Origin of the sequence: Enterobacter cloacae complex sp. GYL001 (assembly GCF_049237125.1) — a bacterium.
GTDB classification, from domain to species: Bacteria; Pseudomonadota; Gammaproteobacteria; order Enterobacterales; family Enterobacteriaceae; genus Enterobacter; species Enterobacter hormaechei_C.
On sequence record NZ_JBMKGW010000005.1, the window covers coordinates 242,451 to 260,451 of the forward strand.

The window sequence follows — 18,001 nt, forward strand, 5'->3', positions numbered from 1 at the left end:
TTATAACGCACAACGGAGTATCCATGCGATCGACTGCCTCTCTCTTTCCTGCCGTGCTGGCCGGTTTTGTTGCCGTTCTGGTGGGCTATGCCAGCTCTGCCGCCATTATCTGGCAGGCGGCTGCGGCGGCTGGCGCCAGTACACAGCAAATTGCCGGATGGATGACCGCGCTGGGGCTCGGGATGGGGATCAGCACGCTGGCATTGTCGTGGTGGTATAAAGCCCCGGTGCTGACCGCCTGGTCGACTCCCGGCGCGGCGCTGCTCGCCACCAGCCTGCAAGGCGTGACGCTGGCGGAAACCATCGGGGTATTTATATTCGCGAATGCGCTGATTCTGCTGTGCGGCGTCACCGGCCTGTTTGCCCGGTTGATGAAACTAATCCCGCACTCGCTTGCCGCCGCTATGCTGACGGGCGTGCTGTTACAGTTTGGCCTGAAGGCATTCAGCAATCTTGAGGGACACATTTTTCTTTGCGGCAGTATGCTGGCCGCCTGGCTGGTGACCAAAGCCGTAGCGCCCCGGTACGCCATTGTCGCCACGCTGCTGGTGGGCGTGTTCGTGGCATGGGCCGGAGGTGACGTTGTCACGAACAGGATGACGTTATCAGTCATCATGCCGGAATTCATTGCCCCTGCGTTCACCTTCACCAGCCTGCTCAGTATCGGCTTACCCTTCTTCCTGGTGACCATGGCGTCGCAGAATGCGCCCGGCTTCGCCACCATGCAGGCATCGGGCTATCCGCTGGCGGTCTCACCGCTGATCGTTGCCACCGGCGGGCTGGCGCTGCTGTTATCCCCCTTCGGCGTTTATTCTATATGCATCGCCGCCATCACTGCCGCCATCTGCCAGAGCCCGGACGCCCATCCGGATGCCAGTAAACGCTGGCTGGCCGCGGCGGCGGCAGGCGGGTTTTATCTGCTGGCGGGGGTGTTCGGCGGGTCGATTTCCGGGCTGATGGCCGCCCTGCCGCTGAGCGGCATCCAGACGCTGGCCGGGCTGGCCCTGCTCGGCACTATCAGCGGGAGTTTGTATCAGGCACTGAACCATGAAGCAGAACGCGACGCGGCGATCGTTACCTTCCTGATGACCGCCAGCGGCGTCACGCTCCTGGGAATTGGCTCCGCCTTCTGGGGGCTGGTGCTGGGAGGGATCTGTTACGCCGTCTTCTCACGCCTTCGCCGCGCGTAGCTGTGACGGCGTAATGCCGGTCATGCTGCGAAAACGGTTACTGAAATGGCTGGCGGAGTTAAATCCACAGGCCAGCGCGATGTCGGTGAGCGGCGTGGTCGTGTGCTGTACCAGCGCTTTGGCCTTCTCCATGCGGCGCTGCATAACGTACTGATGTGGCGCCAGCCCCATCGACTGGCGGAACATCCGCGCAAAGTGATACTCACTGAGTGCGGCCTGGCCCGCCAGTTCCGCCAGGGTTAAGGGTTGTGCAAGGTTTTCCTCGATAAAGGCCAGCACGTTGCGCAGTACAAACGGTGATAACCCGCCGGTCACTACCGGCAGCTTCCACTGTACGCTGGAATAGTGCTGGACCAAATGCGTCAGCAATAAGGTCGACGCGGTGCTCAGGGTGAGCTGATTGGCGTTTTGCTGCCAGTCGCAGCCGAGCAAAAACTGGCGATAAAGGGCGGTGATTTTCGGATCGCTGCCGAAGATTTTTTCCTCCAGCGTCAGCGATAGCGGTCGTTTATCCCAGATTTTCTCCCCCACGTCCCGCAGGTGTTCATCGGTGCAGTAGAGGTGCACAAACGACAGGTCGTCACGAATATCCCACGTGGATTCGCTCTCTTCCGGCATCAGACAAAAACGGTCCGGCCCGCCGCCATTTTTCCAGCCACCCGGCGTTTTTTGATAGCTTTCATAGCCATCCGCCACGTACAGGCTAAGGGTGTGATGGTTGCTTTTCACCGTGATCGTGTCGTGCTTGTTGTACCACGCCGCCAGTTGAATGCCAGTATTGAGCGCGACGGTTTCCCGCAGCACTGCATTTTGTTGGCGTAACGTTTCAAAGGTGTCGTAAACGAGAGACATGGCCGTAAACAGGTGATTAATCAGACTGTCAGTCTAAGAAGTGTTGCAGCCTGTTACCAGCCATTGTGCGAGAAAAAAGCGCAAGAATTTGCAAGTCCGGCGCAAGGCGATGAAAGCCGGCCCCCCCTTCTTTCGCCACACTGTCGTTTTTCGCGGTATGAGAAGAGAGACACCATGAACGCATTACTCTATGGGCTGGTCGTTGTTATCTGGGGCACGACCTGGATCGCCATTTTTTTACAACAGGGGCCGGTTGCAGCGCCGGTCTCCATTTTCTGGCGCTTCGCCGTGGCCAGCGCCACGATGATGATCGTCCTGGTCGCCCTTCGCCGTCTGCGCAGGCTGGCGCTGCGGGATCATCTCTACTGCATGCTTCAGGGCTGCTGCGTTTTCTGTTTCAACTTCTGGTGCTTTTACACCGCCGCCGCCCATATCAATACCGGCCTTGAGTCGGTGATTTTCTCGATGGCCGTGCTGTATAACGCCATCAACAGCTTTATCTTCTTCGGCCAGCGCCCACCCGCACGCTTCTGGACGGCGGCAGCGCTGGGGCTTATCGGGATCATTACCCTTTTCTGGAACGATCTGCTCGCCAGCGGCTGGAGCGCGTCGTTGCTTACGGGCATCGGGCTTTCCGCCCTCGGCACCTACGGCTTCTCGCTGGGGAATATGATCAGCATGCGTCATCAGCGAAACGGGCTGGAAACTATGACCACCAACGCCTGGGCGATGCTGTACGGCACCGTCGTGATGGGCCTTATCGCGCTCTTCAGGGGCGATAGCTTTATGCCGGAATGGACGGTGAGCTATATGGGGGCGCTGCTCTATCTTGCGCTGTTTGGCTCGGTGATTGCCTTCGGCGCCTACTTTACGCTGGTAGGCCGCATTGGTCCCGGTAAAGCCGCGTACAGCACCCTGCTGTTCCCGCTGGTGGCGCTCTCGATTTCAACGGTGTACGAGGGTTACGTGTGGCATCTCAACGGGATCGTCGGCCTGCTGTTGATACTGGGCGGGAATATGGTGATGTTTACGAAGCCAGAAACCTGGTTCCGCCGCCTGCGGACGGCATAAAAAAACGGCCTGCGAAAATGCAGGCCATTTTTTATTAATTTGCTGTCTGATGAACATCAAACATGGTGGCATCCGTCGCCATATCATCCACAACCTGCTTCAGGGTGCCGAAGCCCATTGGCGTATTCTCGTTCGCCAGCTCTTTCCCTTCACCCTTACGAACAACCTTAATCACTGGTTTGTTCGTGGCCGCATCGATTAACTCACCTTCGAAGAACAGATGCGTATCCATGGTACGATGGCCCGTTGCCATCTGCGTACCCGCAACCAGCAGCGCCACAGGCACCACTTCATAGAACTGCAAACCTTCTTTGTCTGAGCTCACACCCGTGATGGCGCCGCGGAAGATCAGGCTATGTTTGCCCGGCGTCGTCACAATCGGCTTACGCTGGCCAATCGCGGTTTTCAGTTTGGTATTGGTATAATTCAACAGCTCATCAAGCGTTTTTTGCCCAAGCTGAGTGGTCGGTTTTGGCGTCGGATAATAGGTTATCGGCGTCCAGATAATGCTGTCGTAATTCGCCTCATTATAGGACGGGTCAACCCAACGCAGGGTTGGCTTCCCGGTTGCAGATTTCATCTCCTGCAAGCCGGAGTAATCTTTTAAAAAGCCTGAATATTGATCGGGGGCTGCGACTTTTGACGCACAGCCGGAAAGGGCCAACAGACCAGAAAGCACTGCAACTTTAAAAAAAGTGTGAGTACGCATGATGGTATTCAATGTTATCTGCAAGTATGCACTTGAAGTTATAACAAAAAACCGGGCGATGTGTTGTGGCAAAAAATGACGAAGACAGCACAAATAGCGAAAAAACTGCCCGAACGAAACCGGGCAGTGAAAAATTACTCCTTAAGGTCCACTTGCCAGAACAGGTGCTTGCCGAAGGGATCGATTTCATAGCCCGTGACCTCTTTACGGACTGGCTCAAAAATCGTCGAGTGGGCAATCATTACCGCCGGCATTTGATCGTGCATCATCTGCTGCGCCTGCTTGTACAGCGCCACGCGTTTTTCGCGATCGGTTATCGATTTAGCTTCGGCAATCAGGTTATCAAACGACTTATAGCACCATTTGGCCGAGTTCGACCCGCCGTTGGCGGACGTACAGGTAAACAGCGGGCCGAAGAAGTTATCCGGATCGCCCGTCGCCGTTGTCCAGCCCATCAGTGCGGCCTGATGCTCCCCGCCCTTCACGCGCTTCAGGTATTCGCCCCATTCGTAGGTCACGATTTTGGTCTGCACGCCCACTTTCGCCCAGTCCGCCTGGATCATCTCCGCCATACGCTTCGCGTTCGGGTTATACGGCCGCTGCACAGGCATGGCCCACAGATCGATGTTTACGCCGTTGGCAAATCCCGCCTCCTTTAGCAGCGCTTTCGCTTTTTCTGGATCGTAATCGTAGTCTTTCAGCTCGCTGTCGGCACTCCAGACGCCAGGCGGCAGCAGGTTTTTCGCCGCCGTGCCGGTGCCGTGGAACACCGCCTCAATGATGGCGGGTTTGTTAATCGCCATCGCCAGCGCCTGGCGCACTTTTACGTTATCCAGCGGTGGCTTTTGCGTGTTAAACGCCAGGAAACCGGTATTCAGACCGGCCTTGCTCATCAGGTTGATGTCTTTGTTAGCCTTCATACGCGGCAGGTCCGCCGGGTTCGGGAACGGCATCACCTGGCACTCATTCTTCTCGACTTTGGCAAAACGCACCGAGGCGTCCGGCGTGATGGTGAACACCAGACGATCCAGCTTCGATTTTCCCTGCCAGTAGTCAGGGAAAGCGGTGAAGAGGATGCGGGAATCCTTCTGATATTGCGCCAGCTTAAACGGCCCGGTGCCAATCGGCTGCATATCGACCTTTTCTGGCGTGCCCGCTTTCAGCATGGCATCGGCATACTCCGCCGACAGAATGGAGGCAAAGTACCACGCCAGATCAGCGACAAACGGCGCTTCCGGATGCGCCAGGGTGAAGCGCACGGTGCGATCGTCAACTTTATCAATGGCGGTAATCAGGCTGCCGAACTCCAGACTTTCGAAGTTGGAATAACTGCCGTTGGAGACGTTATGGTAGGGATGATTCACATCTTTCTGGCGCATAAACGAGAAAATCACGTCGTCCGCGTTGAAGTCGCGCGTCGGCGTGAACAGCTTATTACTGTGGAATTTCACCCCTTTGCGCAGTTGGAATGTGTAGACCTTGCCATCGTCGCTTACCTCCCAGCTTTCCGCCAGGCTCGGCACCAGTTCGGTAGTGCCCGGTTTGAAATCGACCAGACGGTTATAAACCGGTACGGCGCTGGCGTCCACGCTGGTCCCCGACGTATAGAGCTGAGGATTGAAATTTTCCGGCGATCCTTCGGAGCAATACACCAGCGTTTTTGCCGCGACGGTGGAACTGACCGTCAGCGCAGCAAGCGCCAGCGTTATCATTGTGAATGTGCTTTTCATCATTTATTCCTGTCTTTTTAATTCGACGGCTAATTACTTCTTTTGCCATTTCATAAATAACATTAAAGTGATGGCGCAAACACATGAAAAATAAATACAGAAGGAAACACTATGGGCTCAGAACTCTCCAGACAATTAACCCAACGCTTTTTCCGCTATCTCGCCATCACCAGCCAGAGCGACCCGAAAGTCAAAACCCTGCCCTCCACCCCGGGCCAGCACGACATGGCGCGGGAGCTGGCGAAGGAGCTGGAAACGCTGGGGTTAGACGATATTGTGATAGATGAGTTCGCCACCGTTACCGCCGTGAAAAAAGGCAATGTTCCCGGCGCGCCGCGGATTGGTTTTATTACCCATATCGACACCGTCGACGTCGGTTTATCCCCGGATATTCATCCACAAATATTAACGTTTACGGGGAATGATCTCTGCCTGAATAAAGAGAAAGATATTTGGCTGCGCGTAAATGAGCACCCGGAAATTCTGGCTTATCCTGATGAGGAGATTATTTTCAGCGACGGAACCAGCGTATTAGGCGCAGATAATAAAGCGGCCGTCACCGTGGTCATGACGGTGCTGGAAAACCTCACCGCTGAACATAAGCATGGCGATATTGTGGTGGCGTTTGTGCCCGATGAAGAGATTGGCCTGTGTGGCGCGAAAGCGCTGGATTTGAAGCGCTTCGACGTCGATTTTGCCTGGACCATCGACTGCTGCGAGCTGGGGGAGATTGTTTACGAGAACTTTAACGCGGCGGCGGCTGAAATTCGCTTTACCGGCGTCACGGCTCACCCGATGTCCGCCAAAGGGGTGCTGGTCAATCCGCTGCTGATGGCAACGGATTTCATCAGCCATTTCGATCGCCGGCAAACCCCGGAATGCACCGAGGGGCGCGAAGGTTATATCTGGTTTAACGGCATCCAGGCCGGGCAGAACGAAGCGATACTGAAAGCCAATATTCGTGATTTTGACAAAGATGGTTTCGCCGCCCGCAAGCAGCACATTGCCGATGTGGCGGCGCAAATAGCCGCGCAGCATCCCACGGCAAACGTGGAATACCGCATTGAGGATACCTACAGCAATATCAGCAATGCGATTGGCGAAGACCGCCGCGCGATCGACCTGATGTTCGAGGCGATGGAATCGCTCGGCATCACCCCAAAACCGATCCCCATGCGCGGTGGCACGGATGGAGCGGCCCTGTCAGCCAAAGGCCTGCTCACCCCGAACTTCTTCACCGGCGCCCATAACTTCCACTCGAAGTTTGAGTTTTTACCGCTGTCGTCGTTCGAGGCCTCCTGTCGCACGGCCCTGCAACTCTGTCTGCTGGCCGCGCGTTAAGCGGGCTTGCGTGCGAGCATGGTAGCGAAGCGCAGCTTGATACGGTTCCCGTTGGCATCGGTACGGTGGAGTTCCCCTACCTCTTCGTTGTACTTGATCAGCTCCCAGCCTTCGTAGTAGTTGCTCAGTTCACCGGTTTTGAAGGCAAACGGGAAGCCGACTGTGCACGGATAATCCTCCGTATCCATGGCAGCAACGATCAGGTTATAGCCGCCTGGTCTGGTGCAACGCTGCATATTGGCGATAAGACCAGGGATGGTATTCGCTTCGAGGAACATCAACACGACGGTGGAAAGAATAAAGTCGTATTCGCCGTCAAAGGTCAGGTTGTTCAGATCCTTAATCGCCGTTTCCAGATTCGCGATCCCTTCCGCCGCCTTAATGCGCTCAATGTTATCGATGCTCATCGGGTTTTTATCCCACGCCGTCACGTCATAGCCGTTGGCAGCGAGGTAGAGGCTGTTGCGGCCATTTCCGCAACCCAGATCGAGCGTTTTACCCGGCTTAACAATGTCCGCGCTGAGCAGCACCTCTGAGTGCGTGCGGGTCAGCCCATATTTCTCAGTAAAGTAGTTTTCATCGACAGTCATTATTTTTCCTCAGATTGCATAAGCAGTGCCTTATCAGCGCGCACCAGAAGTTTGCCCTGCATCAGCAAGATAAAAGTACGGACCAGCAGCATCGCGATGATGACGTTGGTGAAAATAAACAGGGGAACCGCGAGGGCATGAAAGAACCCTGACGGACTGCTCTGCCCAAGATGTAAACCGGTGGTCGCCAGCGCCGACACCCCGAACGAGAAGCTCCAGAACGACGCGTTGAACGGCTGCGACAGATACCACGGCATCAGACGCAGCATAAACAGGAGTTGCAACAGGCCATAGCCGAAAAGCATTTTGGCGAAGGTGTCCGCTTCGCCGCCGTTGACGCTAAACCAGGCGCTACAGGCCACCAGGGCAGGCGCAAGCTGGATACCGAGCGAGGTACGAAGGGCAGCGGGCAGTTCGCCCGCGCTGCGCAGGCGTTGCAAAATGACCGGCTCCAGGCTCAGCCAGGAAAAGACCCCGGCACCAAGGAACACCAGCCCCGCGTCGTGGAAGCCTAGCGCACCGCAGGCCATCGCGCTGATAAAATTGTTCGCTACCGTCGGCAGATACAGTCCCGGCGTCGTGGCTTCTTCCGGATGCTTGCCGCGCCACAGCCCGGCGCTTTGCCAGGCGGCATACGCAAGCTGGATCACCACGCCCACGCTAAACAACCCCAGCGCCAGCGGGCGATACCACGGCACAAAGCCGATGGCCACCAGCAGCGTTGTGGCAGGAAACAGGCTGACAAAACTGCTCATTACCGGATGCCGCATCTCGGCCAGCACGCTATGTGGAAACCGTACCGCACGGGTAAGAAACGCCATGCTCAGAAGCAACCAGATCGCCACCGCCAGCGCCACCAGGATCTCGCCCGGCCAGCGCGTCACCGGCCAGATGGTGCCGGCGTAACGCCAGGCGAACCCCATGCCTATGGTCCCGAGGACCATACCGAAATACCCGGCGGGCAAGTTAAGAACGCGTTGGTTTTGGTTATGCATTTTTTTTAAACTTTAAAATGTATTTTAAATGCCATTTTAAGGGGTTTCCTGAGTGGACGCCAGCACTTCGAAAAACCAAAACTTTGCTACGTTTATTGAAAGGCTTTTCAGGGATAACACGATGACAAAATATCGGCTTAGCAATGAAACGCGTCTCTGGCGCTGGCAGGACGGCTCAACGCCGTGCACAACGCCTCTCAGACAAATTATTGCCGTGAAGGATTTTAACGATGTGACCCGCGGGACTAAAGGCGGTTGGGTTGAGGATGAACACGCGCTCGCCCAGGATGGGGATTGCTGGGTTTACGATGAAAACAGCGTGGTGTTTGCCGGGGCCAGGATATCCGGTAACGCCCGCCTCACCCAACCCTGCATCGTAAGCCACCACGCAGACATTGGCGGCAACAGCTGGCTTGACGCCGCAGAGGTGAGTCACGGGGCGGTAATAAGTGACAACGTCACCATTCAGCACTCCACCGTACGCGGGGAATGCCGTATCGCGGGTGACGCGCGGGTGCTGCATAACAGCCTGGTGATTGCAGCCAAAGGGCTGACACCCGACCGTGAGCAGATCCTGCAAATCTATGACCGAGCCACGGTCAGCCAGTCGCGTATTGTGCATCAGGCACAAATCTACGGCGATGCCATGGTGACCTGGGCCTTTGTTGAGCACCGCGCCGAGGTGTTCGATCGCGCCATTCTTGAGGGCAACGGGCTGAATAACGTCTGGGTGTGCGACTGCGCCAAAGTGTACGGCAACGCCCGTCTGCTGGCCGGTCTGGAGGATGATGCCATCCCGACCGTGCGGTACAGTTCACAGGTCGCGGAAAACGCCCTCGTCGAAGGCAACTGCGTCATTAAACACCACGTATTAATAGGCGGCGAGGCGTGGTTACGCGGCGGGCCGATCCTGATTGATGACAAAGTGGTCATTCAGGGGCGGGCGCGTATCAGCGGCGATGTCCTGATTGAGCATCAGGTGGAAATAACGGACGATGCGGTTATCGAGGCGCTGGAGGGTGAAAGCATTCACGTCCGGGGAGCCAAAGTGATCAACGGCGACACGCGGATCACCCGGACGCCGCTGCTGGGGGCGCTATAGCGGGAAGATTCTGGCGTACAGGTTCACGTCATCGTAGCGACCGTTGAGCATTTCCGCTTCCCGCAAACAACCTTCCAGCGTGAAACCGTTGCGCTGCGCCACCCGGTTACTGCTCTGGTTATCCACGCGACACTTGATCACAAAACGGCGGATCTCGCCGCGCTCAACGTAATAGCGCATAAACGCCTGGAGCGCCTGAGAAAGAATACCCTGCCCCTGATGCGCCTCGTCAAGCCAGTAGCCGATATACCCGGCCTTATTCGCAGGCTCGATCGCGTTGAAGGAGAGCACGCCCACCAATTCGTCATTCATAAAAATCAGGAACATTTTGGCGTAACCGCGCTGGTGCAACATCTGGTTGCTCTGCACGTTGCGGCGCGTGTCCTCTTCGCTGCCGACATGCTGCGCCCAGTCAAAGGCGGTTTGCAGCCAAGTTTTGTTTTTGATTACGAGGTTATGCAGATCGGTGGTATAGCGCTCTTCGACGGCGCGAAGCTCGATTTCCTGGTTAACGGGGATGATTTCTGAAGACATGGTGCCTCTTAATTGCCGGGTGGCGCTTACGCTTACCCGGCCTACAAATGCGTCCAGAGCAGGCCGGGTCGCCACCCGGCACAAACCCATTAGGACTAGCGCATGATCCGGTCGTCAACGTAGTTACGTTTGTCCGGCGCGGGCGGGAAGTACTGATACAGCCAGGTCTCGCTGATGGCATCGCCCTGACAGCGCAGGAACAGGCGCATATCCACCGGCTCGGTGGAGTCAGAGGTTGGATACCAGTCAAACAGAATGCGATACCCGTCGAACGGTTCGACATAGAGTATCTCCACCTGCTTCGCTTCACCGCTGGACAGGGTGATCACCGGCTCAATGCCCTTCGGTGCGGCGGCCTTCAGATCGCCCCCGACGAAGTCAATGGCAAAGCGACGGGCCCACACTTTCGGGTAATTTTCACCCGGCGCCCAGCCCTCCGGGAAGCCGCCCATACCGGTACGGGTGGCGTAGACGTTTGCCAGCGGGGAACGCACCGGCGGCTGCGCGCTCCAGTAGAGACGGTATTTGAAGTCCAGCTCATCACCCGCCTGCACCGGTTTCTCTGGCTGCCAGAAGCAGACCACGTTATCGAGCGTCTCGCCGGTTGTCGGGATCTCCATCAGGGCAATGGAACCTTTCCCCCAGTTGTTGCGCGGCTCGACCCACAGGCTTGGTCGCTTGTTATACCAGCCCATGACGTCCTGGTAATGAGAGAAGTCACGGTCAAGCTGCAACAAACCAAAGCCTTTCGGGTTTTTATCCAGGTAGGCGTTAAATTGCAGCTTTTGCGGGTTGTTCAGCGGCCGGCAGATCCACTCCCCGTTACCGCGCCACATCGCCAGGCGGTCTGAATCGTGGATCTGCGGATGAATGGTGTCGCACATGCGGCGTTCGTTGTTGCCGCAGCTAAACATGCTGGTCATTGGCGCGATGCCGAGCTGCTTGATGTCTTTACGCGCATAGAGATGGTTTTCGACGTCCATGATCACCTGGCTCTTCTCACAGTGGATCACAAACTTATAGGCACCGGTAATGCTCGGGCTGTCCAGCAGCGCATAGACGGTAAAGGTGGTATCACCTGGCTTCACGGTTTCAAACCAGAAGGAGGTGAAATCCGGGAACTCTTCCGGGGTATCGGTAAAGGTATCCACCGCCAGACCGCGCGCGGAGAGGCCGTACTGGTAGGTATCATCCACCGCCCGGAAGTAGCTTGCGCCCAGGAACGAAACGATATCGCGTCGCGCCAGCTCCGGCGCTTTAAAGACGCGGAATCCGGCGAAGCCGAGGTCGCTCTGCCCTTCAAGCTGGCGGGTATCCACGCCCGTATCGCCGTAGCTGAACAGCTCAGGCCGGAAGTGGATCTCACGCGCCTGAGAGGTGGTTTGATCCAGCGAGAACATGCGCACGCGGCGGCGGAATCCCATCCCCATATGGAAGAACTGGGCGTCCAGCTGACGGCCTTCAATGTTATTCCACAGCGACTGCTTCTCATCGTAACGGATGGCGTTGTACGCCTGCGGCGTCATGGTGGCCAGCGTTTCCGGCAGTGGACGCGGCGCACCGCCCCACGGGGTTTTCGCCAGATCGTGCGCCATGGATTGCAGAACAGAGAAGTCAAAGCGACGGCTCTGACCGTCGGCAATGTCGGAGTCAGCAGCATATGCCGCCTGGGAAAACAGAGAAGCAAGGCCAGAAGTGCCGCTCAGGGCAGCCATTGCCAGGGAACCTTTGAGAAAACGTCTGCGATTCATGCCTGAGAAAACGTCCTTATGGTCGTGTGAATGAGTTTCGCGCGCAGCGAAATGACGGCAAGAAAGAACGCACAGCCTAAACAAAAACGGTTAAGAATCCAATTGTTGGCGGGTGATTATCTGAACAAACCGAGAAATATTTTCTGTCGACCAGAACGGCCTGAAAAAGGGGTAAAGTTATGTATAAAAGAGTCCCGGCTGGACATCAACAGCCGGGACCAACGAGGCGGTTATTTTACGCTGACATCGATACCCGGGAAGTACTTATCAGCCAGTTTAGCGATCGTGCCATCGGCACGTACTTTATCAATTGCGGCATCAAGCTGCTTTTTGGTGGCCTCATCCCCCTTACGCAGCCCAAAGCCGATCCCACTGCCGAGGATGGTGTCGTCCGACACCGGTTTGCCGATAAAGCCAAACCCTTTACCCTGCGGCTTACTGAGGAAACCTGCCTGCCCGGCCGCTGACATGACCAGCGAGGCATCGATGCGACCATTCAGCAGATCTCCCCAGGCCATATTCTGATCTTTATAAGACACCACGGTGACACCGTGCTTTTCCCAGTGCTCTTTGGCGTAAGTTTCCTGAATTGAACCCTGAAGAACGCCGATGGTTTTGCCCTTCAGCCCTTCGGGGGTAGCCTCTACCGCAGAACCGGCTTTGCCCACCAGCTGGGAGGGAATGCGATAGATGGGCTGGGTGAAATCAATGCTTTTGCGACGCTGTTCGGTGATGTTCATCGCCGAGTTTATGGCGTCGAACTTTTTCGCCACCAGACCGGGGATCAACGCATCAAACGAGGTTTCAACCCAGCTGCACTTCAGCGCGGCGGCTTTACAGATGGCATTTCCCAGCTCTACGTCAAACCCTTCCAGCTCCCCTGACGCATTGCGGCTTTCAAACGGCGGATATTCCGCTTCCAGCCCGTATCGCAACTCGGTAGCGGCAAACGACGAGAATGAACACAACAGTCCCATGCCGACAACTAACGCGCGTAATTTCATCTCAAATTCCTTAACGTGGTGTAACCCGACAAAGGGCCTGGGCACCTGCCCGTAACGTCGCCTCATCTTTCGCAAAAGAGAGACGGATTAACTTATTGTCCGTGCCATCGGCATAAAACGCCGACAGCGGAATGGTGGCAACCCCGTACTCGACAATCAGCCTTTTCACCATCTCGCTGTCGCGCTCGTCGCTAAAGCCGCTGTAATCCGCCAGCAGGAAGAACGAACCGGCACTTGGTAGCAGCCTGAACGGTGAGTCGGCGAGCAAACTTTGCAGCAGATCGCGCTTGCGCTGATAAAACGCCGCCAGCGACAGCCAGGTTTGCGGATCGGTCATGTGTTCGGCAAACGCGTACTGCATCGGCGTATCGGCCGAGAACATTAAAAATTGATGGACTTTACATATCTCATCCATCAGCTCCGCGGGTGCCACACAATAACCCACGCGCCAGCCGGTGACGTGATAGGTTTTTCCGAAAGAAGAAATAATCACGCTGCGCTCCGCCAGCTGCGGGTGCGTCGCCATTCCGTGGTGCGGTTCGCCATCAAAAACGACGTGCTCGTACACTTCGTCAGACAAAATGATGATGTCGGTGTGGCGCGTCAGCGCTGCCAGCTGGTGCAGATCGGCGGCTGAAAACACCTGTCCGCTCGGGTTGTGCGGCGTATTGACGATGATCATCCGCGTGCGCGGGGTAATAGCCGCCCGTACTTCATCCCAGTTCACGGCAAAATCCGGTACCGTCAGCTTAATGGCGATCGGCGTCGCCCCTTGCAGACGCACAATCGGCGCATAGCTGTCAAAGGAGGGCTCGAAATAGATCACCTCATCCCCAGGATGAACCAGCCCGCTGATGGCTGAGTAAAGCCCTTCGCTGGCGCTGGCGGTCACCAGCACCTCACTCGCCGGGTCATAGCGTGTGCCATAGAGCGTGGCAATTTTGTCTGCGATGCGCTCCCTGAGCGGTTGCAGCCCGGTCATGGAGGCGTACTGGTTATGCCCTGCCTCCATGGCGCGGGTCACGCCGGTGATAAGTTTTGGGTCGCAGGAAAAATTCGGCGCACCCTGAGAAAGGTTGATAGCGTTATGCCGGGCTGAAAGCTGGCCGATAACGGTAAAAATGGTGGTTCCCACATCGGGCAATTTGGATCGTGTCTGCACCGGCGTTTTCAAAGTCATCCTCTGTCCCTTCTCGTGGTGAATGCATAACTATTCAAACAACAACTTCATTGCCGGGACAATCGAATTGTTGTCATAATAGCCATGACAAAAACGCATAGCTAAGGTGAGATATGTCGCGTCGTTCATTTCCGCTCAATGCCGTAGAGACGTTCATCGTGACCGCGCGTCACCTGAATCTTACCCATGCTGCCAGGGAGCTTTGTCTGACGCAGGGGGCGGTAAGCCGCAAAATCGCTTCGCTGGAAAGCTGGTTCGGCTTCCCGCTGTTCGAGCGCCATGCGCGCGGCCTGCGTCTCTCCTCTCAGGGAAGCGCCCTGCTGCCGGAGCTGCAATCTGCGTTTGAGCACCTGCTGAACGTTGCTGAACAGGCGCGAACGCACCAGACCGTTATTCGTCTGAAAGCGCCTACCTGCGCGATGCGCTGGCTGGTGCCGCGTCTGCTACAGGTGGAGCGCGAACAGCCGGAACTCCAGATTGCGCTGACCACCACCACCGATCATAACGTCAATTTCAAAACCGAATCCTGTGACGCGGCGATTGTGTTTGGGACACACATGAGCGCCGGCGATCTGCTGTTCGAAGAGGCCTTAACCCCGGTGATGAGCCCGGTACGGGCCGGTTCTGCGCTGGAAACTCTCACCTTCCTTCACCCCACGCGGGACAAAACGGACTGGACGCTGTGGCTGGCGAAACAGCCGGGTCCGCCGCCAGCTATGCTCAAAAATCAACACTTCGAAACCATGGATCTGGCCATTACCGCCGCCATTCAGGGGCTGGGCATCGCCATCGCGGATGAAACACTGGTGGAGGAGGACGTGCGCGCCGGACGGCTGATGCGGCCTTTTGACACAAGCATAAAGACGGGGGCGAGCTATCGGCTGGTATTACGCGACGCACCCGGCCCGGAAAACGGACTGGATGCGTTTCGCGCCTGTCTGCTCAGTCGAGGCTGACGTGGTGTTTCATCACCCGTTTGAAGAGGCTCATACGGGCACGCATAAAGCGGTTTTCAAGCCGAAAACCTGCATGTTTATTCACACCGATACGTAACAGCACGTCCCGCCCTTTCCGGCAGGCGGGCCAGCGCGTGGGCCCTGCCAGGCTATCGCGTGCCCCCGCATCCCGGGCGAAGCTCACCCAGTAGTCCGCCACCTGAGCGGCGAAGGCCAGATCGCGTTCATTTACATACTGCCGCGAGGGTTCCACCTGTCCAAGGGTATCGAACACGTAGGGCACTTCGTTGCCGTGCCAGGCGCCGTTGATGTACGTCGCGTGCTCCGCTTCGGCCACATAATCAAACCAGTATCGCCAGCACAGGCCGCCCGCCCGCTGCTGCGCCTGCATCACCACGTATCCCATGGTGGTGAAGGCCATGTCGCGGCATACCTGCCTGCCAAGTTCCTCATCGCCCTTCACGCCAGGATAAAGCAGCTTAATCAGCCCCAGGCCAAAGCGCCGCTCGCGGCGAAGCTTCTGGATCTGCCCGGCCAGATCGACCCCGAACACCGACATCACGCTGGCTTCGTCGCTGTTTGACCCAATCATCACCGGTACAGGATGCTGGCGGGCCGCGAAGAAAACGTCGAGCATGGCCTCAGGCAAAACGCAATCCCCCACGATGGGCGCAGGGGCGATATTCAGCGGCGAGGTCAGCGGCCAGAACGCCTCAGGCGGGATCGCGCGAAGCTGTTCAGCGGTGGCATTTTGCAGGCCGAAATGGGCGGCAATCGCTTCGCCTTTATGCATGGCCTGCCCGCGTGGGGTGTCGGGCAGCGTGTACCCGCTTTGCACAATGGCTTTATGGAACAGTCCTCGCGCAAGCGGAGAGGCCATCAGCGACAGCACGCTGCGCGCGCCGGCCGACTCGCCAAATACGGTGATGTTCTCAGGATCGCCGCCGAACGCGGCGATGTTATCGCGCACCCATTCCAGGGCCTGGATCTGATCGAGCAGCGCAAAGTTATGCACCACGCGCTCTTCTTCCCCCTCCAGCGCCGGATGGGCAAAAAAGCCGAGGTGTCCGAGACGGTAATTGATCGTCACCACCACCGTGCCGCGCTTCGCCAGCGCCCTGCCGTTATACGGAGGCAGCCCGCCAGCGCCGAGGGTAAATCCTCCGCCGTGCAGCCAGACCATCACCGGAAGCGGATCGGCGCGTGCGACTGGCGACCAGACGTTAAGGTACAGGCAGTCTTCAGAGAACTGGCCGGGATCGCCGCCACCCAGCTCCTGACAGCTTTCGCTGCTCTGCCAGCTGGAGGCGGAGAACGCCGTCGCCGGACGTACGCCATCCCAGCGCGCGGGAGGACGCGGGGAGCGCCACCGCCACTGGCCTACGGGCGGTGCCGCATAGGGAATACCGCACCACACATGAGTATCGCCTTCAGTAAAACCAATCAATGCGCCCTGGCGCGTTTCAACCACAGGGGCGGAGGGATTTTCCATACCAACCTTCTTTTTCCATCACACCCTTGCAGAGTAACGGTTTCAGAGCAAACCGCAACGCTGTTTGCTGCGCGCTTCCGCCTCCTCGTAAAGCGAAAACTCGTCGTACACCGCACAGCCGAGCGCGGCTTCGAAGGCATTGCGGCTGGCATTGCCGTGGCTGCGCGCCTGCGTTTCATTGCCAAGATTCGACTGGAAGATCCCCGCCGCACTGACGGGCAGAAAATCCTCGTAGGTGATGGGCTGTGCCACAACCCAGCCGCGTTCGATCAGCGGCTGCGGATCGTCGCCGGGACGAAATGCGTGGCGATGCGCCTCACCTGTCGGGGTCAGACGGTAGCGGAAATAAGCCAGCCGCTGACGGCGCAGGAACATTTCGCTGTCCGGGAAGGCGCTGAAGATCTCGCGCAGGTGAAGCTGGTGGGTCAGGTTGTCTTTGCCGGTCCCGGCCTGATTTAACAGACTGTCGTACAGCTCGCGCCCTTTCGGCGTAAGGGCCACGCCGCGCTGCTCAATCTCACCGAAACGCGCGGTATGGGTGCCCTTGTGTTCTCCCGCGAAAAGCACCGGCTCCTCCAGCGCCTTAAAGCTGGTCTGGCGCAGGAGGATCGGCACCTCGCGGCGCGGCGGGCCTTCAATCAGAATTTTCGGCTCAATGCCGTAATTCGGCATTAGCTCCTGCACCCGGTCGATATCCAGCGTGCGCGGCGTGAGATGGTTGATATGGCACCCCGGGAAACAGACCACGTCGGCAATCAGGCGATGTTCGTTGCTCAGCGCCAGATAGGTTTCCTGATCGACCGTCGCATGGCGATGCCAGCGGAAGGTTTCCAGGGCTTCCTGCACAAATTCGCGCGCCTGTGCCTCAGTAAAGTGTCCCTGCGCATCATGCAGGTCGATCAGTTCCAGGCAGCGCGGCGTAAAGATGTTGCGCCGGGAGAGGATCTCCGCCGCCCTTTCGCGCAGCGCAACGTTTTCAATCAGCTCCAGGCGCAGCAGCGAGGTAAAAATGCGAAACGGATTACGGCAGAGCGCCGCATCGTCTGTCGGACGAAACGCCGTCGAGTGGACGGGCACGCCCGCCTGGGAGAGATCGTAATAGCTGACCGGATACATGCCCATAATGGCGAAGATCCGGCGCAGGGTGGAAAGCTCCTGCGCGGTGCCAACGCGGATCGCACCGTGACGTTCAACATTCAGGCGCGCCAGTTCGTCTGCGTTTGCCAGTTGTTCATGTAAAAGTGGGTTATTTTCCAGAACCGCCAGGTTAACGTCCGCCACCAGTTCCAGCAAGGTGCCGTACTGCGGAACTTCCTGCTGGTACATCGCCGACATAGCCTGCGAAAAGTGTTCCCGAATATCATCAGCCGTGATGGTGTTCGCCATGATGTCATGCCTCCAGTGAATACTACCTGGAGTGTAGAGAAGCCCGTTCCTTTCGTTGGGAAGAATTTACGAATTGTGATCCAGGCAGACCAGTGGTCAAAGCGTGGGCATTTTCGAA

General features: G+C 57.3%; 16 protein-coding genes. 5 read left to right on the forward strand and 11 right to left on the reverse strand.

What is annotated here, in order from left to right:
- Positions 1–2 precede the first annotated feature (2 nt).
- Entirely contained in the window at positions 3–1,190 is a 1,188-nt protein-coding gene (locus tag ACOTWU_RS12420) for a benzoate/H(+) symporter BenE family transporter (RefSeq protein WP_228336787.1), read from the forward strand.
- Here ACOTWU_RS12420 and ACOTWU_RS12425 read toward each other — a convergent pair.
- Positions 1,170–2,042, reverse strand: a complete 873-nt coding sequence (locus ACOTWU_RS12425) for a helix-turn-helix domain-containing protein (protein ID WP_006810606.1) — start codon at positions 2,040–2,042, stop codon at positions 1,170–1,172. The two genes, ACOTWU_RS12420 and ACOTWU_RS12425, sit on opposite strands and share 21 nt — an antisense overlap.
- Before the next feature lie 174 nt (positions 2,043–2,216).
- Here ACOTWU_RS12425 and ACOTWU_RS12430 point away from each other — a divergent pair, with 174 nt between their 5' ends.
- Positions 2,217–3,113: a DMT family transporter gene (locus ACOTWU_RS12430; protein ID WP_023303719.1), complete on the forward strand. Its 897-nt coding sequence runs from the start codon at positions 2,217–2,219 to the stop codon at positions 3,111–3,113.
- Between the two features lie 34 nt (positions 3,114–3,147).
- On the opposite strand, the gene ACOTWU_RS12435 is transcribed toward ACOTWU_RS12430, so the two are convergent.
- A complete protein-coding gene (locus ACOTWU_RS12435) occupies positions 3,148–3,822 on the reverse strand; it encodes a DUF3313 domain-containing protein (protein ID WP_003857221.1) in 675 nt (224 codons plus the stop codon).
- A gap of 134 nt (positions 3,823–3,956) precedes the next feature.
- The gene (locus ACOTWU_RS12440; RefSeq protein ID WP_045331860.1) at positions 3,957–5,552 is read right to left on the reverse strand and encodes an ABC transporter substrate-binding protein; all 1,596 of its coding nucleotides are present in this window, start codon (positions 5,550–5,552) and stop codon (positions 3,957–3,959) included.
- Positions 5,553–5,663: 111 nt separating this feature from the next.
- Between ACOTWU_RS12440 and pepT the strand changes: the two genes are divergently transcribed.
- Positions 5,664–6,893, forward strand: coding sequence for a peptidase T (pepT, locus tag ACOTWU_RS12445; RefSeq protein WP_126498532.1), 1,230 nt, complete (start codon positions 5,664–5,666; stop codon positions 6,891–6,893).
- Here pepT and tehB read toward each other — a convergent pair.
- On the reverse strand, positions 6,890–7,483 hold the full coding sequence (tehB, locus tag ACOTWU_RS12450) for a tellurite resistance methyltransferase TehB (protein WP_015570555.1): 594 nt from the start codon (positions 7,481–7,483) through the stop codon (positions 6,890–6,892). The genes pepT and tehB overlap by 4 nt on opposite strands.
- Positions 7,483–8,478, reverse strand: a complete 996-nt coding sequence (gene tehA, locus ACOTWU_RS12455) for a dicarboxylate transporter/tellurite-resistance protein TehA (RefSeq protein WP_023303716.1) — start codon at positions 8,476–8,478, stop codon at positions 7,483–7,485. The genes tehB and tehA overlap by 1 nt, the downstream gene beginning before the upstream one ends.
- Before the next feature lie 121 nt (positions 8,479–8,599).
- Here tehA and ydcK point away from each other — a divergent pair, with 121 nt between their 5' ends.
- A complete protein-coding gene (gene ydcK, locus ACOTWU_RS12460) occupies positions 8,600–9,580 on the forward strand; it encodes a YdcK family protein (protein WP_126498531.1) in 981 nt (326 codons plus the stop codon).
- Here ydcK and rimL read toward each other — a convergent pair.
- The 4 genes from rimL to ACOTWU_RS12480 form a co-directional block, all read right to left on the reverse strand.
- Positions 9,575–10,114, reverse strand: a complete 540-nt coding sequence (gene rimL / locus ACOTWU_RS12465; RefSeq protein ID WP_032653529.1) for a 50S ribosomal protein L7/L12-serine acetyltransferase — start codon at positions 10,112–10,114, stop codon at positions 9,575–9,577. The two genes, ydcK and rimL, sit on opposite strands and share 6 nt — an antisense overlap.
- A 95-nt stretch (positions 10,115–10,209) precedes the next feature.
- Entirely contained in the window at positions 10,210–11,865 is a 1,656-nt protein-coding gene (locus ACOTWU_RS12470) for a glucan biosynthesis protein D (protein ID WP_032619695.1), read from the reverse strand.
- A 230-nt stretch (positions 11,866–12,095) separates the two neighbouring features.
- A complete protein-coding gene (locus tag ACOTWU_RS12475) occupies positions 12,096–12,869 on the reverse strand; it encodes an ABC transporter substrate-binding protein (protein WP_003857237.1) in 774 nt (257 codons plus the stop codon).
- Between the two features lie 10 nt (positions 12,870–12,879).
- On the reverse strand, positions 12,880–14,049 hold the full coding sequence (locus ACOTWU_RS12480; protein ID WP_017384002.1) for a pyridoxal phosphate-dependent aminotransferase: 1,170 nt from the start codon (positions 14,047–14,049) through the stop codon (positions 12,880–12,882).
- Positions 14,050–14,162: 113 nt separating this feature from the next.
- On the opposite strand from ACOTWU_RS12480, the gene ACOTWU_RS12485 reads away from it, so the two are divergent.
- On the forward strand, positions 14,163–15,005 hold the full coding sequence (locus ACOTWU_RS12485; RefSeq protein ID WP_015570561.1) for a LysR family transcriptional regulator: 843 nt from the start codon (positions 14,163–14,165) through the stop codon (positions 15,003–15,005).
- Here the strand turns inward: ACOTWU_RS12485 and ACOTWU_RS12490 are convergent.
- Together ACOTWU_RS12490 and hglS are read right to left on the reverse strand one after the other, a co-directional pair.
- On the reverse strand, positions 14,992–16,497 hold the full coding sequence (locus tag ACOTWU_RS12490) for a carboxylesterase/lipase family protein (RefSeq protein ID WP_017384004.1): 1,506 nt from the start codon (positions 16,495–16,497) through the stop codon (positions 14,992–14,994). The genes ACOTWU_RS12485 and ACOTWU_RS12490 overlap by 14 nt on opposite strands.
- A gap of 42 nt (positions 16,498–16,539) precedes the next feature.
- Complete coding sequence (hglS, locus tag ACOTWU_RS12495) at positions 16,540–17,883, reverse strand: 2-oxoadipate dioxygenase/decarboxylase HglS (protein WP_045334836.1); 1,344 nt, start codon at positions 17,881–17,883, stop codon at positions 16,540–16,542.
- Between the last annotated feature and the right edge of the window lie 118 nt (positions 17,884–18,001).